The 19,004-nt window shown below is 72.8% G+C and carries 15 protein-coding genes; 11 read left to right on the plus strand and 4 right to left on the minus strand.

Going from position 1 to position 19,004, the window contains the following annotated elements; genetic code table 11:
• Window positions 1–40: 40 nt before the first annotated feature.
• Window positions 41–958 carry a zinc metalloprotease HtpX gene (htpX, locus tag GXP74_RS08105; RefSeq protein ID WP_182450713.1) on the minus strand — a complete coding sequence of 306 codons (918 nt, stop codon included), beginning with the start codon at window positions 956–958 and terminating at the stop codon, window positions 41–43.
• A 183-nt stretch (window positions 959–1,141) separates the two neighbouring features.
• Here htpX and hrcA point away from each other — a divergent pair, with 183 nt between their 5' ends.
• The 10 genes from hrcA to GXP74_RS08155 all read left to right on the plus strand — a co-directional run bounded on the left by hrcA (window position 1,142) and on the right by GXP74_RS08155 (window position 14,609).
• Window positions 1,142–2,173, plus strand: a complete 1,032-nt coding sequence (hrcA, locus tag GXP74_RS08110) for a heat-inducible transcriptional repressor HrcA (RefSeq protein ID WP_182450714.1) — start codon at window positions 1,142–1,144, stop codon at window positions 2,171–2,173.
• A 60-nt stretch (window positions 2,174–2,233) separates the two neighbouring features.
• Entirely contained in the window at window positions 2,234–3,379 is a 1,146-nt protein-coding gene (gene dnaJ / locus GXP74_RS08115) for a molecular chaperone DnaJ (protein ID WP_182450715.1), read from the plus strand.
• A 63-nt stretch (window positions 3,380–3,442) separates the two neighbouring features.
• Window positions 3,443–4,186, plus strand: a complete 744-nt coding sequence (locus GXP74_RS08120; RefSeq protein WP_182450716.1) for a 16S rRNA (uracil(1498)-N(3))-methyltransferase — start codon at window positions 3,443–3,445, stop codon at window positions 4,184–4,186.
• A gap of 49 nt (window positions 4,187–4,235) precedes the next feature.
• Entirely contained in the window at window positions 4,236–7,409 is a 3,174-nt protein-coding gene (locus tag GXP74_RS08125) for a S41 family peptidase (RefSeq protein WP_182450717.1), read from the plus strand.
• Window positions 7,410–7,523: 114 nt separating this feature from the next.
• Complete coding sequence (locus tag GXP74_RS08130; protein ID WP_182450718.1) at window positions 7,524–7,898, plus strand: histidine triad nucleotide-binding protein; 375 nt, start codon at window positions 7,524–7,526, stop codon at window positions 7,896–7,898.
• Between the two features lie 3 nt (window positions 7,899–7,901).
• Window positions 7,902–8,849, plus strand: coding sequence for a ribonuclease Z (locus tag GXP74_RS08135; RefSeq protein WP_182450719.1), 948 nt, complete (start codon window positions 7,902–7,904; stop codon window positions 8,847–8,849).
• A gap of 260 nt (window positions 8,850–9,109) precedes the next feature.
• Complete coding sequence (locus GXP74_RS08140; protein WP_182456280.1) at window positions 9,110–11,239, plus strand: PhoH family protein; 2,130 nt, start codon at window positions 9,110–9,112, stop codon at window positions 11,237–11,239.
• Between the two features lie 14 nt (window positions 11,240–11,253).
• A complete protein-coding gene (gene ybeY / locus GXP74_RS08145) occupies window positions 11,254–11,742 on the plus strand; it encodes an rRNA maturation RNase YbeY (protein WP_182450720.1) in 489 nt (162 codons plus the stop codon).
• Window positions 11,743–11,800: 58 nt separating this feature from the next.
• Window positions 11,801–13,267: a hemolysin family protein gene (locus GXP74_RS08150; protein WP_182450721.1), complete on the plus strand. Its 1,467-nt coding sequence runs from the start codon at window positions 11,801–11,803 to the stop codon at window positions 13,265–13,267.
• A gap of 133 nt (window positions 13,268–13,400) precedes the next feature.
• Window positions 13,401–14,609, plus strand: coding sequence for a M20 family metallopeptidase (locus GXP74_RS08155; protein ID WP_182450722.1), 1,209 nt, complete (start codon window positions 13,401–13,403; stop codon window positions 14,607–14,609).
• Window positions 14,610–14,616: 7 nt separating this feature from the next.
• Here the strand turns inward: GXP74_RS08155 and GXP74_RS08160 are convergent, their stop codons facing one another.
• Together GXP74_RS08160 and GXP74_RS08165 are read right to left on the minus strand one after the other, a co-directional pair.
• Window positions 14,617–14,775, minus strand: coding sequence for a hypothetical protein (locus GXP74_RS08160; protein WP_182450723.1), 159 nt, complete (start codon window positions 14,773–14,775; stop codon window positions 14,617–14,619).
• A 104-nt stretch (window positions 14,776–14,879) separates the two neighbouring features.
• Complete coding sequence (locus GXP74_RS08165) at window positions 14,880–15,905, minus strand: Lrp/AsnC family transcriptional regulator (RefSeq protein WP_182450724.1); 1,026 nt, start codon at window positions 15,903–15,905, stop codon at window positions 14,880–14,882.
• 202 nt (window positions 15,906–16,107) lie between these two features.
• Here GXP74_RS08165 and GXP74_RS08170 point away from each other — a divergent pair, with 202 nt between their 5' ends.
• Entirely contained in the window at window positions 16,108–17,310 is a 1,203-nt protein-coding gene (locus GXP74_RS08170; RefSeq protein ID WP_182450725.1) for a M20 family metallopeptidase, read from the plus strand.
• Between the two features lie 68 nt (window positions 17,311–17,378).
• On the opposite strand, the gene GXP74_RS08175 is transcribed toward GXP74_RS08170, so the two are convergent.
• Window positions 17,379–18,995 (minus strand): metallophosphoesterase family protein, encoded by a 1,617-nt coding sequence (locus GXP74_RS08175; RefSeq protein ID WP_182450726.1) that lies wholly within the window; start codon window positions 18,993–18,995, stop codon window positions 17,379–17,381.
• Window positions 18,996–19,004: the final 9 nt, after the last annotated feature.

Genomic DNA, 19,004 nt, shown 5'->3' on the forward strand with positions numbered 1-19,004 from the left:
AGTGACGGAAAGCGGGGGGAAGCGAGGGGCGGGGCGGGGACTACTGGCGGCCGAGCTCGGCGGTGATCCGGCCCAGCTGCTCCAGCCGCTTCTCCAGCGTGGGGTGGGTCGAGAAGGCGTTGCTCATGGCCTCGCTCGGCTTGAGCGCCGGGGCGAAGTAGAAGGCGTTGAAGGGCTGCGCGCGGCGCAGGTCCTGGGTGGGGATGGCCGCCATCTGCCCGGTGACCTTGGTCAGCGCCGAGGCCAGGGCCGACGGCCGACCGGTCAGCAGCGCCGCCGAGCGGTCGGCGGACAGCTCGCGGTAGCGGGAGAGCATCCGGGTCAGCAGGAAGCTGATGGCGTAGGCGACCGCGCTCACGGCGATCACCACCAGCATGATCATGCCGCTGTTGTCGTCCCGGTTGTCGCGCCGGTCGAAGCCGCCGAACATCCCGAACTGGAGGCCGACCCGGGTGATCACCCCGGCCAGCACGCCCAGGAAGCCCGCGATGGTCATCACCATCACGTCCTTGTGGGCCACGTGCGAGAGCTCGTGCGCGAGCACGCCCTCCAGTTCGGCGGGCTCCAGTCGGCGCAGCAGGCCGGTAGTGACGCACACCACAGCGTTCTTCTCGTTACGGCCGGTCGCGAAGGCGTTCGGCACGTCGCTCTGCGCCACCGCGACCCGCGGCTTCTGCATGTCGGCCAGCGCGCACAGCCGGTCCACGGCCCCGTGCAGCTCCGGGAACTCCTGCGGGGTGACCTCGTGCGCTCCCATGCTGAACGCGGCGATCTTGTCGCTGAACCAGAACTGGGCGATGAACAGGCCGCCGGCGACGATGACGATGATCGGCCAGGCCCCCTTGAGCAGTACCAGCAGCACGCCCACGAAGACCACGTAGAGCAGTCCGATCAGAAACATGGTGACGAGCATGCGGTTGGTCAAGCCGCGGTCGGGTGCGAAGCGTGTCCTGGCCATGGCCCCTCCTCAAATATGTGCCTTCACTGACAATTCTGCCCTGCCGGGTCTACCCACAAGTACGTCCGGGGCGGCCCGGCCGTTCCGGTGGCGCACCCTTCCGCCTTACACTGGCCGGACGGGTGCTGGCACTCCCAGAACCAGAGTGCCAGAACCGACCGAACGTCAGGAGGTGCGTGCCCCGTGCATGAGGAGCGCAAGCTCGACGACCGCAAGCTCGCGGTGCTGCGTGCCATCGTGCAGGACTACGTGGGCACCGAGGAACCCGTTGGTTCCAAGGCCTTGGTGGAACGCCACAATCTCGGCGTGTCCCCGGCCACGGTGCGTAACGACATGGCCGCACTGGAGGACGAGGGCTACATCCACCAGCCGCACACCAGCGCCGGCCGGGTGCCCACGGACAAGGGCTACCGGTTGTTCGTCGACCGGTTGACCGAGGTCAAGCCGCTGTCCGGGGCGGAACGCCGCGCCATCACCAGCTTCCTCGACCACGCCCTGGACCTCGACGACGTGGTGGCCCGCACCGTGCGGCTGCTGGCGCAGCTGACCCGGCAGGTCGCCGTCGTCCAGTACCCCTCCCTGTCCCGTTCCGCGGTTCGCCATGTCGAGTTGGTCTCACTGACCCCCACCAGGGTGATGCTGGTGCTGATCACCGACACCGGGCGGGTCGAGCAGCGGCTGATCGACTGCCCGGTGGCCGTCGGCGAGACCGTGCTGGCCGACCTGCGGGCGCGGCTCAACAGCCGGGCCGGCGGCCAGCGCTTCGCCGAGGTGCCGACGCTGCTCCAGGACCTGCCGGAGGCCTTCGAACGCGAGGACCGGGGGGCCGTCACGGCGGTGCTCTCCACCCTGTTCGAAGCACTGGCCGAGCAGACCGAGGAGCGGATCATGCTGGGCGGCACCGCCAACCTGACCCGCTTCCCGCACGACTTCCCGCTCACCATCGCCCCGGTGCTGGAGGCCCTGGAGGAGCAGGTGATCCTGCTGAAGCTGCTCGGGGAGACCGGCGACGCGGGCATGATGGTTCGGATCGGCCGGGAGAACGCCTACGAGGGGCTGAATTCCACGTCGGTCGTGTCGGTGGGCTACGGTTCGGGCGACGAGACCGTCGCCAAACTGGGCGTGGTCGGGCCGACGCGGATGGACTACCCGGGCACCATGGGCGCCGTCCGGGCGGTGGCACGATATGTCGGCCAGATTCTGGCGGCGTCCTAGGGTCCTTGCTGAGCTGGATACTGGAACGTCGGCGCGAACGGAAACAAGCGGAGCATTTTGGTGGCCACGGACTACTACGCGGTACTCGGCGTCCGGCGTGACGCGGGTCAGGACGAGATCAAGAAGGCGTTCCGCCGACTGGCGCGCGAACTCCATCCCGATGTCAACCCCGACCCGAAGACCCAGGAGCGGTTCAAGGAGATCAACGCCGCCTACGAGGTCCTCTCCGATCCCAACAAGCGGCAGATCTACGACCTCGGCGGCGACCCGCTGTCCGCGAGCGGCGGCGGCGCGGGGCCGGGCGGCTTCGGCGCGGGCGCGGGCTTCGGCTTCAGCGACATCATGGACGCCTTCTTCGGCGGCGCGGCCGGCGGCCAGCGCGGGCCGCGCTCGCGGACCCGGCGCGGCCAGGACGCGATGATCCGGATCGACATCGACCTCGAAGAGGCCGCGTTCGGTACCACCAAGGACATCCAGGTCGACACCGCCGTCGTCTGCACCACCTGCAACGGCGAGGGCGCGGCCCCCGGCACCTCCGCCCAGACCTGTGACATGTGCCGCGGCCGGGGCGAGGTGTCGCAGGTCACCCGGTCCTTCCTGGGCCAGGTGATGACCTCCCGTCCGTGCCCGCAGTGCCAGGGCTTCGGCACCGTGGTGCCCACCCCCTGCCCCGAGTGCGCGGGCGACGGCCGGGTCCGCGCCCGGCGCACGCTGACCGTGAAGATCCCGGCCGGTGTCGACAACGGCACCCGGATCCAGCTCGCGGGCGAGGGCGAGGTCGGCCCGGGCGGCGGCCCGGCCGGCGACCTGTACGTGGAGATCAGCGAGAACGCGCACTCCACCTTCCAGCGCCGCGGCGACGACCTGCACTGCACGGTCACCCTGCCGATGACCGCCGCCTCGCTGGGTACCAAGGTGCCGCTGGAGACCCTGGACGGCACCGTCGAGATCGACGTCCGCCCGGGCACCCAGTCCGGTCAGTCCATCCCGCTGCACGGGCGGGGCATCACCCACCTGCGCGGCGGCGGCCGGGGCGACCTGATAGTGCACGTCGAGGTGCAGACCCCGAGCAAGCTCGACGCCGACCAGGAGGAGCTGCTGCGGCGGCTCGCCAAGCTGCGCGGCGAGGAGCGTCCCTCGGGCACCTTCGCGCCCGGGCAGCAGGGCCTGTTCTCGCGCCTCAAGGACGCCTTCAACGGCCGCTAGCGGCGATCACGGCCGTTCGGCCGGTACCGCCGGTGGATCCGCACAACCTGGGAGTACGTACCCGTGACCGCCCCCGTCTTCGTGGTGGAGACCGCTCGGCTGGCCCCCGTCGGCGCGGTCGTCCGCTTGGACGGCGCCGAGGGCCGCCACGCCGTGGCGGTCCGGCGGCTCGCCGTCGGTGAGCAGCTGGTGCTGACCGACGGCGCGGGGGCGGGGGTCTTCGGCAGCGTCGTCGGCGTGCTCGGCAAGGACGCGCTGGAGGTCGAGGTCGCCCGGGTGCTCACCGAGCCGGAGCCGGAGCTGCGGCTGACCGTGGTCCAGGCGCTGCCCAAGGGCGACCGGGGCGAACTGGCGGTGGAGCTGATGACCGAGGTCGGCGTGGACCGGGTGGTCCCCTGGGCGGCCTCGCGCTGCATCACCCAGTGGAAGGGCGAGCGCGGCGCCAAGGCGCTGGCCAAGTGGCGCGCCACCGCCCGCGAGGCGGGCAAGCAGTCGCGTCGGCTGCGCTTCCCCGAGGTCTCCGAGCCGATGAGCACCCGTGAGGTCGCCGGGCTGCTCGGCGGCGCCGCCCTGGCCGCGGTACTGCACGAGGAGGGCGCGCGCCCGCTGGCGTCCGCGCCGCTGCCGGACGGCGGCGAGCTGGTGCTGGTGGTCGGCCCCGAGGGCGGGGTCTCCCCGGACGAGCTGGAGCGGTTCGCCGAGGCGGGCGCCGCCCCCTGCCGACTCGGCCCCTCGGTGCTGCGCACCTCCACCGCCGGGGTCGCCGCGGCGGCCCTGCTGCTGGGCCGCAGCGGGCGCTGGGGCTGATTGTTCGTATCCCTGTCACACTGTCAGTGGTGGCAGTTATGGTGGCCGGATGACAGCTGATCAGAGCTATCCGCGATTCCCACACATACATGCTGACCTGGTCACATTCGTGGCGGAAGACGACATCTGGCTGGCCCCGGTGGCCGGTGGCCGGGCCTGGCGGCTGACGGTTGATCAGACCCCGGTGACCCACCCGCGGTTCTCGCCGGACGGCTCGCTGCTGGCCTGGACCTCGACCAGGGACGGCGCGCCCGAGGTCCACCTCGCCCCGACCGAGGGCGGACCGGTCCGGCGGCTCAGCCACTGGGGCGACGCGCGGACGGCGGTACGCGGCTGGACGGCCGACGGCGAGGTGCTGGCGGTCAGCTCCGCCGGGCGGATGTCCCGGTCGCACCCGTGGGCGCACGCGCTGCCGGTGGACGGCGGCCCGGCGCGGGAGCTGCCGTACGGGCGGGTCGGCGGGCTGGCCGCGGAGCCCGGCGGCGAGCGGGTGCTGCTCGCGTCGCCCGGCTTCGGCATGGAGCCCGCCTACTGGAAGCGCTACCGGGGCGGCCTGGCCGGGAAGTTGTGGCTGGGGGTGGTCGGCGGCTTCGCCCGGGTGCACGCGGATCTGGACGGCAACCTGGACTCGCCGATGTGGGTGGGCGAGCGGATCGCGTTCCTGTCGGACCACGAGGGCGTGGGGCAGCTGTGGTCGAGCCTGCCGGACGGCTCGGACCTGCGGCGCCACAGCGACCACGAGTTCTACGCGCGCAACGCGGCGACGGACGGTCGGCGGGTGGTCTACCACAGCGGCGGCGAGCTCTGGCTGGTGGAGGACCTGGCGGGCGCCGAGCCGCGACGCCTGGAGGTGCGCCTCGGCGGGTCGGTGACCGGACGTCAGCCGTACCCGGTGGCGGCGGGCCGCTGGCTGGGCGGTCTTTCGGTGGACGCCGACGGGCGCTCCAGCGTGGTGGAGGTGCGCGGGAGCATCCACCGGGTGACGCATCGGGACGGCCCGGTGCGGACCCTGTCGGCGGTGCCCGGGGTGCGCAACCGGCTGCCGCAGCGACTTTCTGACGGGACGTCGGTGTGGGTGTCCGACGCCGAGGGCGACGACGTGCTGGAGTTCTCGGACGGGCGCCGGGTGCCGGTGGGGCAGTTCAGCCGGGTCGAGGAGCTGGCGGCGGCGCCGGACGGCTCGAAGGTCGCGATCGCCAACCGCGAGGGCATGGTGCTGCTGGTCGAGGACGACGCGGTGCGCGAGCTCGACCGCAGCGCGTACGGCCACTGCACGGGGCTGGCCTTCTCACCGGACTCGCAGTGGCTGGCCTGGTCCCACCCGTTGCAGCAGGAGCTCGGCCCGAGGCAGCTGCGGCTGGCCTCGCTCGCCGACGGCACCGTCACCGAGCTCACCCCGCAGCGCTTCAGCGACCGCTCCCCGGTGTTCACCCTCGACGGCAAGCACCTGGCCTTCCTGTCGCTGCGCGACTTCGACCCGGTTTCCGACCAGCACGTCTTCGACGTGTCCTTCCCGCTCGCCTGCCGTCCGCACCTGCTGACCCTTGCGGCGGACACGCTCTCGCCGTTCGGCCCGCAGCCCGGCGGCCGACCGCTGGGCAAGGGCGGCGGGACCGGGAGCCAGGGCGGCGGGACCGAGCAGCCGGAGCAGGACAACCTGACCCGGATCGACCTGGAGGGCCTGGCCGACCGGATCGTGCCCTTCCCGGTACCGGCCGGCCGGTACTCCGCGCTGCGCGCGGTCGCCGGCGGCGTGGTCTGGCGGAACACCCCGCTGGCCGGGAGCCTCGGCAGCGGCCTGGCCACCCCGGACGCCCGGCCGCCGCGCCCCTCGCTGGAGCGGTTCGACTTCACCGCCCGGCGGTTGGAGACACTGGTGGACGCCCTGGACTCGTTCGAGGTGTCCGGTGACGGCACCCGGCTGGCGGTGGTCGACGCCGGTGCGCTGCGGATCGTCCCGGCGGACCGCAAGGCCTCGCCGGAGGACCCGGAGGACTCGGTCGCGGTGGACCTGGCGCGGGTCCGGGTGACGGTGGACCCGGCCGCCGAGTGGCGGCAGATGTTCGACGAGACCGCCCGGCTGATGCGGGACAACTACTGGCGGGCCGACCTGGGCGGCCTGGACTGGGTGGGCGTGCAGCGCCGCTACCGGCCGCTGGTGGAGCGGGTCGGCAGCCACGGCGAGCTGGTCGACCTGCTCTGGGAGCTGCACGGCGAGACCGGCACCTCCCACTCGTACGTCTCCCCGGCCGACGGCGGCGGCGACGCCAAGCGCCGTCAGGGCCTGCTCGGCGCGGACCTGGTCCGCGAGGGCGACCAGTGGCGGATCGCCCGGGTGCTGCCCGGCGAGTCCTCCGACCCGCGAGCGCGCTCGCCGCTGGCCGCGCCCGGGGTCAACGTCCGCGCGGGCGACGTGCTGCGGGCGGTGGACGGGCGGCCGGTGGACCCGCTGACCGGTCCCGGCCCGCTGCTGGTCGGCACCGCCGGGCACCCGGTCGAGCTGACCGTGGCCCCGGCGGCGGGCGGCGACGAACGCACCGTCGTGGTCGTCCCGCTGGCCACCGACCAGCCGTTGCGCTACCACGACTGGGTGGCCGGACGCCGGGCGTACGTCCGCGAGCGGTCCGCCGGAAAACTCGGCTACCTGCACGTCCCGGACATGCAGGCGCTCGGCTGGGCGCAGCTGCACCGCGACCTGCTGGTGGAGATCGCCAAGGACGGCCTGGTCCTGGACACCCGGGACAACGGCGGCGGCAGCTACTCGCAGCTGATCATCGAGAAGCTGAGCCGCCGCGTCGTCGGCTGGGAGCGGTTCCGCGACTTCGGCTCGATGTCCTACCCGGCCTACGCGCCGCGCGGACCGCTGGTCTCGGTCGCCGACGAGTTCGCGGGCTCCGACGGCGACATCGTCAACGCCGCGTTCCAGGCGCTGAAGCTGGGCCCGGTGGTCGGCGTCCGCACCTGGGGCGGGGTGATCGGCATCGACATGCGCTACTCGCTGGTCGACGGCACCGGGATCACCCAGCCGCGCTACGCCTTCTGGCTGGAGAACTACGGCTGGGGCGTGGAGAACCACGGCGTCGATCCGGACGTCGAGGTGGTCTGCACCCCGCAGGACTGGGCGGCGGGCCGCGACCCGCAGCTGGACGAGGCGATCCGGATCGCCCTGGCCGAGCTGGCGGAGCACCCGGCGGTCACGCCGCCGCCGGTGCCGGAGCGGTAGCCGTACCGGTGCGGACGGTCCGCCCCGGCGGGCCGTCCCCACCGCGTTGTCACCGGCCGCCGGTACGATGCCAGCGGTACACCACCGAACCGCCGAGCGGATGGAGATGACGACGTGTCCGGAGAGCCGCAGGCGGACTGCCTGTTCTGCAGGATCGTGGCGGGCGGGATCCCGGCGACGGTCGTCCGCGAGACCGAGCACACCCTCGCCTTCCGCGACATAAACCCGCAGGCCCCGACGCACGTGCTGGTCATCCCGAAGGCGCACTACCCGAACGCGGTGGCGCTCGCCGACGCCGATCCGGCGCTGGCCGGGGCGGTGCTGGCGGAGGCCGGGCGGGTCGCCGAGGACGAGAAGATCGCCGAGAGCACCGGCGGCAGCGGCTACCGGCTGATCTTCAACACCGGCGCCGGTGCCGGGCAGACGGTCTTCCACGCGCACGCGCACGTCCTCGGCGGCGGCGACGGGCTGCGCGAGAAGCTGGTGTAGCGGGTGTCGCAGCGCGAACTGGTGGTGCTCGGGACGGCCAGCCAGGTCCCCACCCGGCACCGCAACCACAACGGCTACCTGCTGCTGTGGGACGGCGAGGGCCTGCTGTTCGACCCGGGCGAGGGCACCCAGCGGCAACTGCTGTACGCCGGGGTCAGCGCCGGCGCCATCACTCACGTCTGCGTCACCCACTTCCACGGCGACCACTGCCTGGGCCTGCCCGGGATCGTCCAGCGGATCAACCTGGACCGGCCGCCGCACCCGTTCACCGTCCACTACCCGGCCTCCGGGCAGGTCTACTTCGAGCGGCTGCGGCACGCCAGCGCCTTCCACGAGACGGTGGAGCTGCTGCCGGACCCGATCGCGGACTCCGGCGCGATCGAGGCCGCCGGAGCGCCGTTCGGGCTGCGCGCGGTCCGGCTGTCGCACCCGGTGGAGTCCTTCGGCTACCGGCTGACCGAGCCGGACGGCCGACGGCTGCTGCCCGAGCGGCTGGCCGCGCGCGGCGTCGCCGGGCCGCTGGTCGGCGAGCTACAGCGGCGCGGCGCGGTCACCGCCCCGGACGGCCGCACGGTGACCCTGGCCGAGGTCAGCGTCGAGCGCCCGGGGCAGAGCGCGGCGTTCGTGATGGACACCCGGCTCTGCCCGGGCGTGGCCGAGCTGGCCGAGGGGGTGGACCTGCTGGTGGTGGAGGCGACCTTCCTGGAGTCCGAGGCCGCGCTGGCCGAGGAGCACGGCCACCTGACCGCCGCCCAGGCGGCCCGGGTGGCGGCCGAGGCCGGGGTCGGCACGCTGGTGCTGACCCACTTCTCCCAGCGCTACCCCGACCTGGCCGGGCACCTGGCCGAGGCCCGGCGGCACTTCGACGGCGACCTGGTACTCGCCGAGGACCTGCTCCGGGTCCCGCTGCCGCCGCGCCGCGCGGTCCGGCCGGGAGCGGAACCGAGATGAACAGCGGCGAAAACCGCTGGCGTCACCCCCGTTCCCGGGCGGACCATCGTTGCCACTGGCCCTACCGTCCGTCGTACCCTGGACTCACCGTGGCCGAGAGCCCGGCGGACCCTACCGAGATGGGATGAGGCAGGCCCCAGCGCCGACCCATGACTTCCACGAATCACGACGCGCGCAGCGCCGCCGCAGGCGCCCCCGCACACCGCTCCGGCGCCGCCGGGACAGTCCAGGCGAAGATCGTCATTCCGGCGAACCACCCGATGGTGACCGTCCTCGGGACCGGGGACTCGCTCCTCAAGGTGATCGAGCGGGCCTTCCCCGGCCTCGACATCCACGCCCGGGGCAACGAGGTCACCGCCACCGGCGACAAGGCCGGGATCCGGCTGGTCCAGCGGCTCTTCGACGAGATGATGCTGGTGCTGCGCACCGGCCAGCCGCTGACCGAGGACGCGGTGGAGCGGTCCATCGCGATGCTCCGCAAGGCGGAGCAGGACCCGACCAGCCCCGAGGCCTCGACCAGCCCGTCCACGGTGTTCACCGCCAACATCCTGTCCAACCGGGGACGCTCGATCCGGCCGAAGACGCTCAACCAGCAGAACTACGTCGACGCCATCGACCGGCACACCATCGTCTTCGGCATCGGCCCGGCCGGTACCGGCAAGACCTACCTGGCGATGGCCAAGGCGGTGCAGGCGCTCCAGGCCAAGCAGGTCACCCGGATCATCCTGACCCGTCCGGCGGTCGAGGCCGGGGAGCGGCTCGGCTTCCTGCCGGGGACCCTCTACGAGAAGATCGACCCGTACCTGCGCCCGCTGTACGACGCGCTGCACGACATGATCGACCCGGACTCGATCCCCCGGCTGATGGCCGCCGGCACGATCGAGGTGGCCCCGCTGGCCTACATGCGCGGTCGGGCCCAACCGGTGTTCACCAAGGTGCTTACACCGGACGGCTTCCGTCCGATCGGCGACCTCCAGGTGGGTGACCTGGTGGTCGGCTCCGATGGGAAGCCGACCCCGGTCCTGGGCGTCTACCCGCAGGGCGAGAAGGACATCTACCGGGTCACCGCTCAGGACGGCTCCTGGACACTCTGCTGCGGGGAGCACCTCTGGACCGTCAGGACCGCGGCGGACCGCCGACGTGACAAGCCGTGGCGGGTGCTGGAGACCAAGGAGATGATCGGGAGTCTTCGTGCGGCTCACGCCCGCCGCTACGAGCTGCCGCTGCTGAGCGGACCGGTATGCCATCCGGAGCGTGAGGTTCCGATGGATCCCTACGCCCTGGGCCTGCTGCTCGGCGACGGCTGCCTGACCGGCTCCAGTACACCAACGTTCGCCACCGCTGATCCCGAGCTCGCCACCGCTCTCGGGGCGGCACTGCCCGGCATCGAGGTGCGGTGGAAGGGCCGGGTGGACTACACGCTGAGTCGTCCGAAGCAACCGGGTGACCTCATGACGACGGAGAACCCGGTCACCCGGGTACTGCGCGCCCTGGACCTGCTCGGCAGCCGGTCGCACTCGAAGTTCGTGCCGGAGGTCTACCTGCGCAACTCGGCGGAGGTGAGGCTGGCCCTGCTCCAGGGACTTCTCGACGCCGACGGCGGGCCCGTGGCCCAGGCCGACCGCACGTGCCGGATCCAGTACTCGACGACGTCGATCGTGCTCCGTGATGACGTCATCGCGTTGGTGCAGTCGCTGGGCGGCGTCGCCTACAGCCGTCGTAGGAGCGCGTTGGGGCGTCCGCCGGGCAGGGCGGATGGGCGCGACGTACACCACCGCTACGACGCCCATGTCGTCGACATCCGCCTCCCGGAAGGCGTGCAGCCCTTCCGGCTCAGCCGCAAGGCGGAGAAGTACCACGCGTCGGGTGGCGGTGGGCGTCCGATGCGCTTCATCGACAGCATCGAGCCCGCCGGTCGGGAGGAGGCGGTGTGCATCCAGGTCGCGGCCGCTGACTCGCTGTATGTCACCGAGAACTACCTGCTGACGCACAACACGCTGAATGACGCCTTCATCATCCTGGACGAGGCGCAGAACACCAGCGCCGAGCAGATGAAGATGTTCCTGACCCGGCTCGGGTTCAACTCCAAGATCGTGGTCACCGGCGACGTCACCCAGATCGACCTGCCGGGGGGTACCACCAGTGGGCTCAAGGTCGTCCAGGACATCCTGCACGAGGTGGAGGACATCCACTTCAGCCGCCTGACCAGCCAGGACGTCGTCCGGCACAAGCTGGTCGGGAAGATCGTGGACGCCTACGGCGAGTACGACGCCCGCACCCAGAGCCAGGCCCAGGGGCACACCCAGGGGCAGGCCCGGGACAATCAGAAGCAGACCGCGCGGGAACACGGCACCCGTGCCCCGCGCCAGCCCCGACACACCGAAAGCTGAGATCCCACTTCCCCATGTCGATCGACATCAACAACGAGTCCGGCACGGAGGTGGACGAGCAGGCCATCCTGGACGTCGCCCGCTTCGCCCTGGACCGGATGCGCATCCACCCGCTCTCCGAGCTGTCCGTGATCGTCGTCGACGCCGAGGCGATGGAGGCGCTGCACGTCCAGTGGATGGACCTGCCCGGGCCGACGGACGTGATGTCCTTCCCCATGGACGAACTGCGTCCCGGCAAGGAGGACGAGGAGCTGCCGCAGGGGCTGCTCGGCGACATCGTGCTCTGTCCCGAGGTCGCCACCGCGCAGGGCGCGGCCAACGGCCACTCCATGGACGCCGAGCTACAGCTGCTCACCGTCCACGGGGTGCTGCACGTCCTCGGCTACGACCACGAGGACCCGGAGGAGGAGCAGGAGATGTTCGGCCTGCAGAAGCGGATCCTGGACGACTGGCGCGCGGAGCGCGGCGAGACCGGCCCCTCCCCGGCCCCCACCACCCGGTGAGCGGCAGTCCGGTGAGTGGCGATCCGGTGAGCGGCGATCCGAAGAGCGGTAGTCCGAGATGAGTGGCAGTAGTACCGGCTTCCTCGTCATCGCGGTCGTGCTGGTGGTTTTCGCATGGCTGGCGGCATGCGCGGAGGCGGGCATCTCCCGGGTGTCCCGCTTCCGCGCCGAGGAGGCCGTCCGGAACGGCCGCCGGGGCGCCGAGCGGATGCTGGCCCTGGCCCAGGACCCCATCCGCTTCCTGAACCTGGCCACCCTGATCCGGGTCACCTGCGAGATGGCCGCCGCCGTCCTGGTGACTGTGGTCTGCGTGCGCTCGCTGCACCAGACCTGGCAGGCGGTACTGGTCGCCATCGGCGCCATGGTGCTGGTGTCCTACGTGGCCGTGGGCGTCTCGCCGCGCACCATCGGCCGCCAGCACCCGATGAACGTGGCCACCGCCTCGTCCGTGGTGCTGCTGCCGCTGAACCGGATCCTCGGCCCGATCCCGCGGCTGCTGATCCTGCTCGGCAACGCGCTCACCCCGGGCAAGGGCTTCCGCGAGGGCCCCTTCGCCTCGGAGGCGGAGCTGCGGGCGCTGGTGGACCTCGCCGAGCAGGACTCGCTGATCGAGGACGAGGAGCGCCGCATGGTGCACTCGGTCTTCGAGCTCGGCGACACCATCGTCCGCGAGGTGATGGTGCCCCGCACCGACCTGGTGATGGTCGAGCGCGGCAAGACCGTCCGGCAGGCGCTGACGCTCGCGCTGCGCAGCGGCTTCTCCCGGATGCCGGTGGTCGGCGAGAACGAGGACGACGTGGTCGGCATCGTCTACCTGAAGGACCTGGTGCGGCGCACCCACGTCAACCGCGAGTCGGAGTCCGACCCGGTCGGCGAGGTGATGCGGCAGGCCACCTACGTCCCGGACAGCAAGCCCGCCGCGGACCTGCTGCGGGAGATGCAGCGGGACCGGATCCACGTCGCCGTCGTCATCGACGAGTACGGCGGCACGGCCGGGCTGGTCACCATCGAGGACATCCTGGAGGAGATCGTCGGCGAGATCACCGACGAGTACGACCGGGAGGCCCCGCCGGTGGAGATCCTGGCGGACGGCGCGTTCCGGATCACCGCGCGGCTGCCGGTGGAGGAACTGGGCGAGCTGTTCGGCATCGAGCTGGACGACGAGGACGTCGACACCGTCGGCGGGCTGCTCGCCAAGGCCCTGGGCCGGGTGCCGATCCCGGGTTCGGGCGCGGAGGTGCCGGTGCCGGAGGAGGACCTGCCGATCGCCGCGATCCGGCTCACCGCGGAGAGCACGGCGGGCCGCCGCAACCGGATCGGCACGCTGCTGGCCGAGCCGGTCCGGCGCGAGCGCCGGGGGCGCGGCGGCCGTCGCGACCCGGAGGAGGACAGCGGCGGCAACGGCTCCGACCGGCACGGCTCCGAGCGGCACGGCTCCGACCGGCACGCTTCGGACCGGCACGCTGAGCGGCACGCGGCTGAGCGGCAGGCGGACCGGGCCGGGCAGCACCCCGAGGACGACTGAGCGGGCGCCCCGGTCGCGGGCGGCGGATCCGTGCGCCGCTCGCGACCGGGGCGGCGGATTCGTGCAGATCCCCGGTCCCGGCCGACCGCCGGGCGAGGATGTGCCCGAAAACGCAGCCGTGAGGAGAAGCCCCATGACCGACATCGCGAGTCTCCGCCAGTCCGCCGACCTGCTCCAGTCCGAGTTGGTGGAGTTGCGTCGGGCGGTGCACCGGGAGCCGGAGATCGGTCTGGAGTTGCCGTTGACCCAGGCGAAGGTGTTGGCGGCGTTGCGGGGGCTGCCGTTGGAGCTCACGCTGGGGGAGAAGCTGAGTTCGGTGACGGCGGTGCTGCGCGGTGGGCGTCCGGGCCCGGTGGTGCTGCTGCGGGCCGACATGGACGCGCTGCCGGTGCAGGAGACCAGCGGCCTGCCGTACGCCTCGCGGATCCCCGGGGTGATGCACGCCTGCGGCCACGACCTGCATGTGGCCGGGCTGGTCGGCGCCGCCCGGCTGCTGGCCGAGCGCCGCGACGAACTGCCCGGCACCGTGGTGTTCATGTTCCAGCCGGGGGAGGAGGGCGACGGCGGGGCCCGGCTGATGGTGGAGGAGGGCCTGCTGGACGTCGCGGGCAGCGCCCCGGTCGCCGCCTACGCGCTGCACGTCGGCGCCGCGCTGCTCCCGCACGGCTGGGTGGCCACCCGTCCCGGTCCGGTCATGGCCGCCGCCGACTCGCTGCGGGTCACCATGCGCGGGCGCGGCGGCCACGGGTCCAGCCCGCACTCGGCGCTGGACCCGATCCCGGCCGCCTGCGAGGCGGTCACCGCCCTTCAGACCATGGTCACCCGGCGGTTCGACGCCTTCGACCCGGTGGTGGTCACCGTCGGCAGCTTCCACGCCGGGAGCGTCAACAACGTCATCCCGGACACCGCGGAGTTCGCCGCGACCATCCGCTCCTTCTCGCCCGAGGCCCGGGACCGGGTGCTGGAGGAGGTGCTGCGGGTGGTGCGCGGCGTCGGCGCGGCCCACGGGCTCACCGTCGAGGCGGCGGTCAAGGAGGGCTACCCGGTCACCGTCAACGACCACGGCGAGGCCGCCTTCGCCGCCGCCACCGCACGTGAGCTCCTGGGCGCGGACCGTTACGTCGAGATGCCGCACGCCGTCGCCGGATCCGAGGACTTCGCCGTCATCGGTGAGCTGGTGCCCGCCGCCTACCTGATGCTGGGCGCCTGCCCGCCCGACCGCGACCCGTTCAGCGCGGCCTACAACCACTCGCCGGAGGCGGCCTTCGACGACGCGGTACTGGCCTCCGGGGCCGCGCTGCTCGCCGCCCTGGCCCTGGGGCGGCTCGCGCGGGAGAACTGATCCCGGGTCACAGGTCCTGATGGTCGATCAGGTGGTGCTGCGCGTCGTACTCGTTCACCGAGCGCTCGCTCAGGTTGACCGGGACGACGAACGCGTACGTGCGGACCCGGGAGCCGGCCGGGGTGGTCCCGTCCAGCGGGTAGTCGCCCGCGCCGCCCCAGGCCATCGGCTCGCCGACCGGGTTGGCCGCGCACTCGAACTGCGGGGTGTTTCCCCCTTCGCCCCTAAGTACTCCCGATCACCCGCGGCGGGTTGCACCGGCCCGGAACCTCAGTCGGCCCGGGCCGCCCACGGGTCCAGCGGCACGTAGCCGCAGCTCCGCCCGTCGCGGTCGACCAGGTGGCCGACCAGCTTCACCAGGCGTACGGTCAACTGCCGCTCGCGGACCCGGACTCCGGGGGCGATCCGGCCCAGCTCGACCTCCAGGCGGCGGACGTCCTCGGTCTGCCGCACCATCAGGTAGGCGACCAGGTTCGCCGCGCCCAGGGTGACCGCGCACATCCGGGTCTGCGGCAGCGCCGCGAACCAGGCGGCGGCGGCCTCCAGCCGGTCGGCCGGGAGGTCCAGCCACAGCAGCACGTGGATCGGGTGCCCGGTCAGCCTCGGCGAGGCGTCGCAGCGCAGCACCAGCCGTCCGGAGTCGCGCAGTTCCGCCAGCCGTCGGCGGACGGTGGACGCGGGCAGGCCGGTGCGCTCGGCCAGCTCCGCGTACGGCATCCGGCCGTCCTGGCCCAGCGCCAGCAGCAGTGAGCGGTCGGCCACGATCTGCGCTCCGGCGGCGGTGCGCCCCGGCCCCGGGGCGGCCGACTGCGGTGCCCCGGCGATGGCCGCGCGCTGCCCGGTGTCCAGGGCGCCGTCGCGCCAGCGGCTGCCCTCCCGGACGGTGCGTTCCACCAGCGAGGTGCGGGTGCGGAGCACCCCGGGCAGCGTGCCGACCCGGTCCAGCACATAGCGGGTCAGCAGCGACCGTTCGGTCGCGCCCACGGTCAGCAGCAGGTCCGCGCCGCCGGTCACCACCTCGATCGAGGCCGTCTGCGGGTCCCTGGCCAGCCGCGCGGCGACCTCCGCGACCCGGTTCGCCTGGCATTCCACCTCGACCAGGGCGGTCACCCCGTAGCCGAGCCGGTCGGTCGACGGGTAGCAGGTCACCCAGGCCTCACCGGCCGCCGCCAGCCGCGCCCAGCGGCGGGACAGCGTCGCCGGATCCACCCCCAGCGGTCCGGCCAGCCGGGACCACGGCGCGCGCGGATCCACCCGCAGCGCGTCCACCAGGGCCAGGTCCAGCTCGTCGATCACGGCTCGGCCCCGGGGGCGGACGGCTGCGGCGGCGGAAGCCTGCGGTGCGCGCTCATCGCTGACCAGCGTAGACCGCCCGCTGCCGGGGTGACCCCCCTCCGGGGGGTGACTGTGCGGCGCTCTGCTGGTAGATCTTGTCCGCTCGACCGATCCCGCCCCGGCCACCGCGCCCCGGCGCCCCGCGACGAAGCTGGAGACCGCCATGACCACGACCCCCACCCTGCGTGAGTCCGCCGACCTGCTCCAGTCCGAGTTGGTGGAGTTGCGTCGGGCGGTGCACCGGGAGCCGGAGATCGGTCTGGAGTTGCCGTTGACCCAGGCGAAGGTGTTGGCGGCGTTGCGGGGGCTGCCGTTGGAGCTCACGCTGGGGGAGAAGCTGAGCTCGGTGACGGCGGTGCTGCGCGGTGGGCGTCCGGGCCCGGTGGTGCTGCTGCGCGGCGACATGGACGCGCTGCCGGTGCAGGAGACCAGCGGCCTGCCGTACGCCTCGCGGTTCCCCGGGGTGATGCACGCCTGCGGTCACGACCTGCATGTGGCCGGGCTGGTCGGCGCCGCCCGGCTGCTGGCCGAGCGCCGCGACGAACTGCCCGGCACCGTGGTGTTCATGTTCCAGCCGGGGGAGGAGGGCCTGGCCGGGGCCCGGGTGATGCTGGACGAGGGCCTGCTGGAGGCGGCCGGTACGCCGCCGGTGGCCGCCTACGCGCTGCACGTCACCGCCGCGACCTACCCGCGCGGCGCGGTCGCGGGCCGCCCCGGCCCGATCATGGCCGCCGCCGACACGCTGACGGTGACCCTGCGCGGTCGCGGCGGCCACGGCTCGGCCCCGCACTCCGCGCTCGACCCGATACCGGCGGCCTGCGAGGCGGTGCTGGCGTTGCAGACCATGGTCACCCGGCGGTTCGACGCCTTCGACCCGGTGGTGGTCACCGTCGGCACCCTGCACGCGGGCACGGTGAACAACGTGATCCCGGGTGACGCGTTCTTCGAGGCGACGGTCCGCTCCTTCTCGCCACAGGCGCGCGACCGGGTACGGGCGGAGTCGCTGCGGCTGGTGCGCGGCATCGCCGAGGCCCACGGCCTGGAGGCGGACGCGGTCTTCACCGACGTCTACCCGCCGACCGTCAACAACGTCGCCGAGGCCGAGTTCGCCGCCGACGTCGCCCGCGAACTGCTGGGCCCGGAGCGGGTGCTGACCATGCCTCAGCCCGAGGCCGGGGCGGAGGACTTCTCCTTCGTCGCCGAGCGGATCCCCTCCGCCTACTTCTTCCTCGGCGCCTGCGTGCCCGGGCTCGACCCGGCCACCGCCCCGGACAACCACGCCCCGCAGGCCGCCTTCGACGACTCGGTCCTGGCCGACGGGGCCACCCTGCTGGCCGAGTTGGCGATCCGCCGGTTGGCCCGGTGAGGTGACGCCTGGTCAAGTCCGGTGCTGGACCGCGCCGTCGGTCCCGGCGGGGTCCGGCACCGGCGGCGTCAGCTGCGGCGTACGGTGAACCGGTCCACGGCGGTGCCGTCCTCGACCAGCGAGCGGACCGACAGCGTGGCCGGGCGTCCGGGCGCGGCCGGGGTGACGTCCACGGCCAGCAGGCAGTAGCCGGTGTAGCGGACCCTGGACCACTCGACCTGGACGGTCTCGTTGTTCCCGTCGGGTTCGCAGACCACCATCGGCACCGGCGTGTCGTTCGGCGTCTCGTGGCCGAGGTAGCTGTCCGAGACCGGGAACGAGTAGATGTCGTCCCCGCCGCCGCCCGCCACCACGTAGGTGGTGCCGTCCCGCACCGGGTCGACGGTGCCGCCGGAGTCGACCCGGCGGGTGGGCTTCCCGGCGCGGATCGGGTCGGTCCGCTCGTAGATGTGGTTGTGCCCGCTGAGCACCAGGTCCACCTGGTACGTGTCGAACAGCGGCGCCCACTGCTGCTGCGCGCCCAGTTCGGCCCCGTTGTCGGCGCAGCTGGTGTAGGTGCACTGGTGCAGGTAGACGACCGTGAAGTCGATGCTGGGGTCGGCCCGGAAGGCCGCCAACCGGCGTTCCAGCCAGGCCAGTTGCCTGCCCTTGGTGTAGTCGAGGTTGGCCGGGGTGTTGTAGCAGACGTCGTTGCCGTCCAGGCTGATCAGGCCCACGTTCTGGTAGCGCCAGGAGTAGATGCCGGTGGACTGGTCCCAGGCGTTGTCCGGCATGCTGAACCGGGCGCGCACCCCGCCGTAGCCGTCCGGCGAGTACCAGGCCTCCATCTCGTGGTTGCCGATCGCCATCATCCACGGGATCCGCGAGGCGATCGGCTCGTTCTGCACGAAGAAGGAGTCCCATAGCCGGGCGTCGTACGAGTCGGTGGTGTCCCCGCCGCCGTCGCTGTTGGCGTACGACAGGTCGCCCATGTGCACGTGGAAGGCCGGGTTGAGGCCCGCGATCAGGTTGCCGTTGGCCACCGCGTTGTAGCCGACGCCCTGGTCGCCGAAGGCGGTGAAGGTGAAGGCGCCGCCGCGCTCGGCCGAGGGGGCGGTGCGGAAGCTGGCCATCCCGGCGAGCTGCCCGTGCGCCGAGGCCGGGTCGTAGCCCTGGTGGCCCACGACGTAGTAGTAGGTGGTGTTGGGCAGCAGCTGGTCGAGCCGGGCGTGCAGGTAGTACTGGGTCACCGTGGTCGGCTTGATCAGCGGCTCCGTCTCGACCGGCTGCTGCCAGGAGAGTTGGCTGACCAGCGGACGCACCTCGGCGGCCACCCGGGAGCCCAGCTGGTCGGGGCGGGTGCCGATGCGGACGAAAGGACCGTTCACCGGGCCCGGCACCTGCCAGGAGACGACCACCTCCCGCGAGGGGTCGCTGCCGAAGCTGAGGTGCCGCCCGAACGGCCGCAGCGCGGAACCGGTCGCCCCGGCCCCGGTGGCGGTGCCGGTCGCGGCGGTGCTGCCGGAGCGGAGCACGGCGGCTTGGGCGCTGCCCGTCGCCAGGGTCCCGGCGGCGGCCAGCGCGACGCCGCCGACGGCCCCGGCCCGCAGCACCTGCCGCCGGGAACTTCCGCCGGTGGCAGGCGGCAGCGAGTCGGTGGACGATGAGCCGTCGGTGAGCTGGCTGTGCCCAGTGGTGTCAGACATGCGCGCTAG

Origin of the sequence: Streptacidiphilus sp. P02-A3a (assembly GCF_014084105.1) — a bacterium.
In the GTDB taxonomy this organism is placed as follows: Bacteria; Actinomycetota; Actinomycetes; order Streptomycetales; family Streptomycetaceae; genus Streptacidiphilus.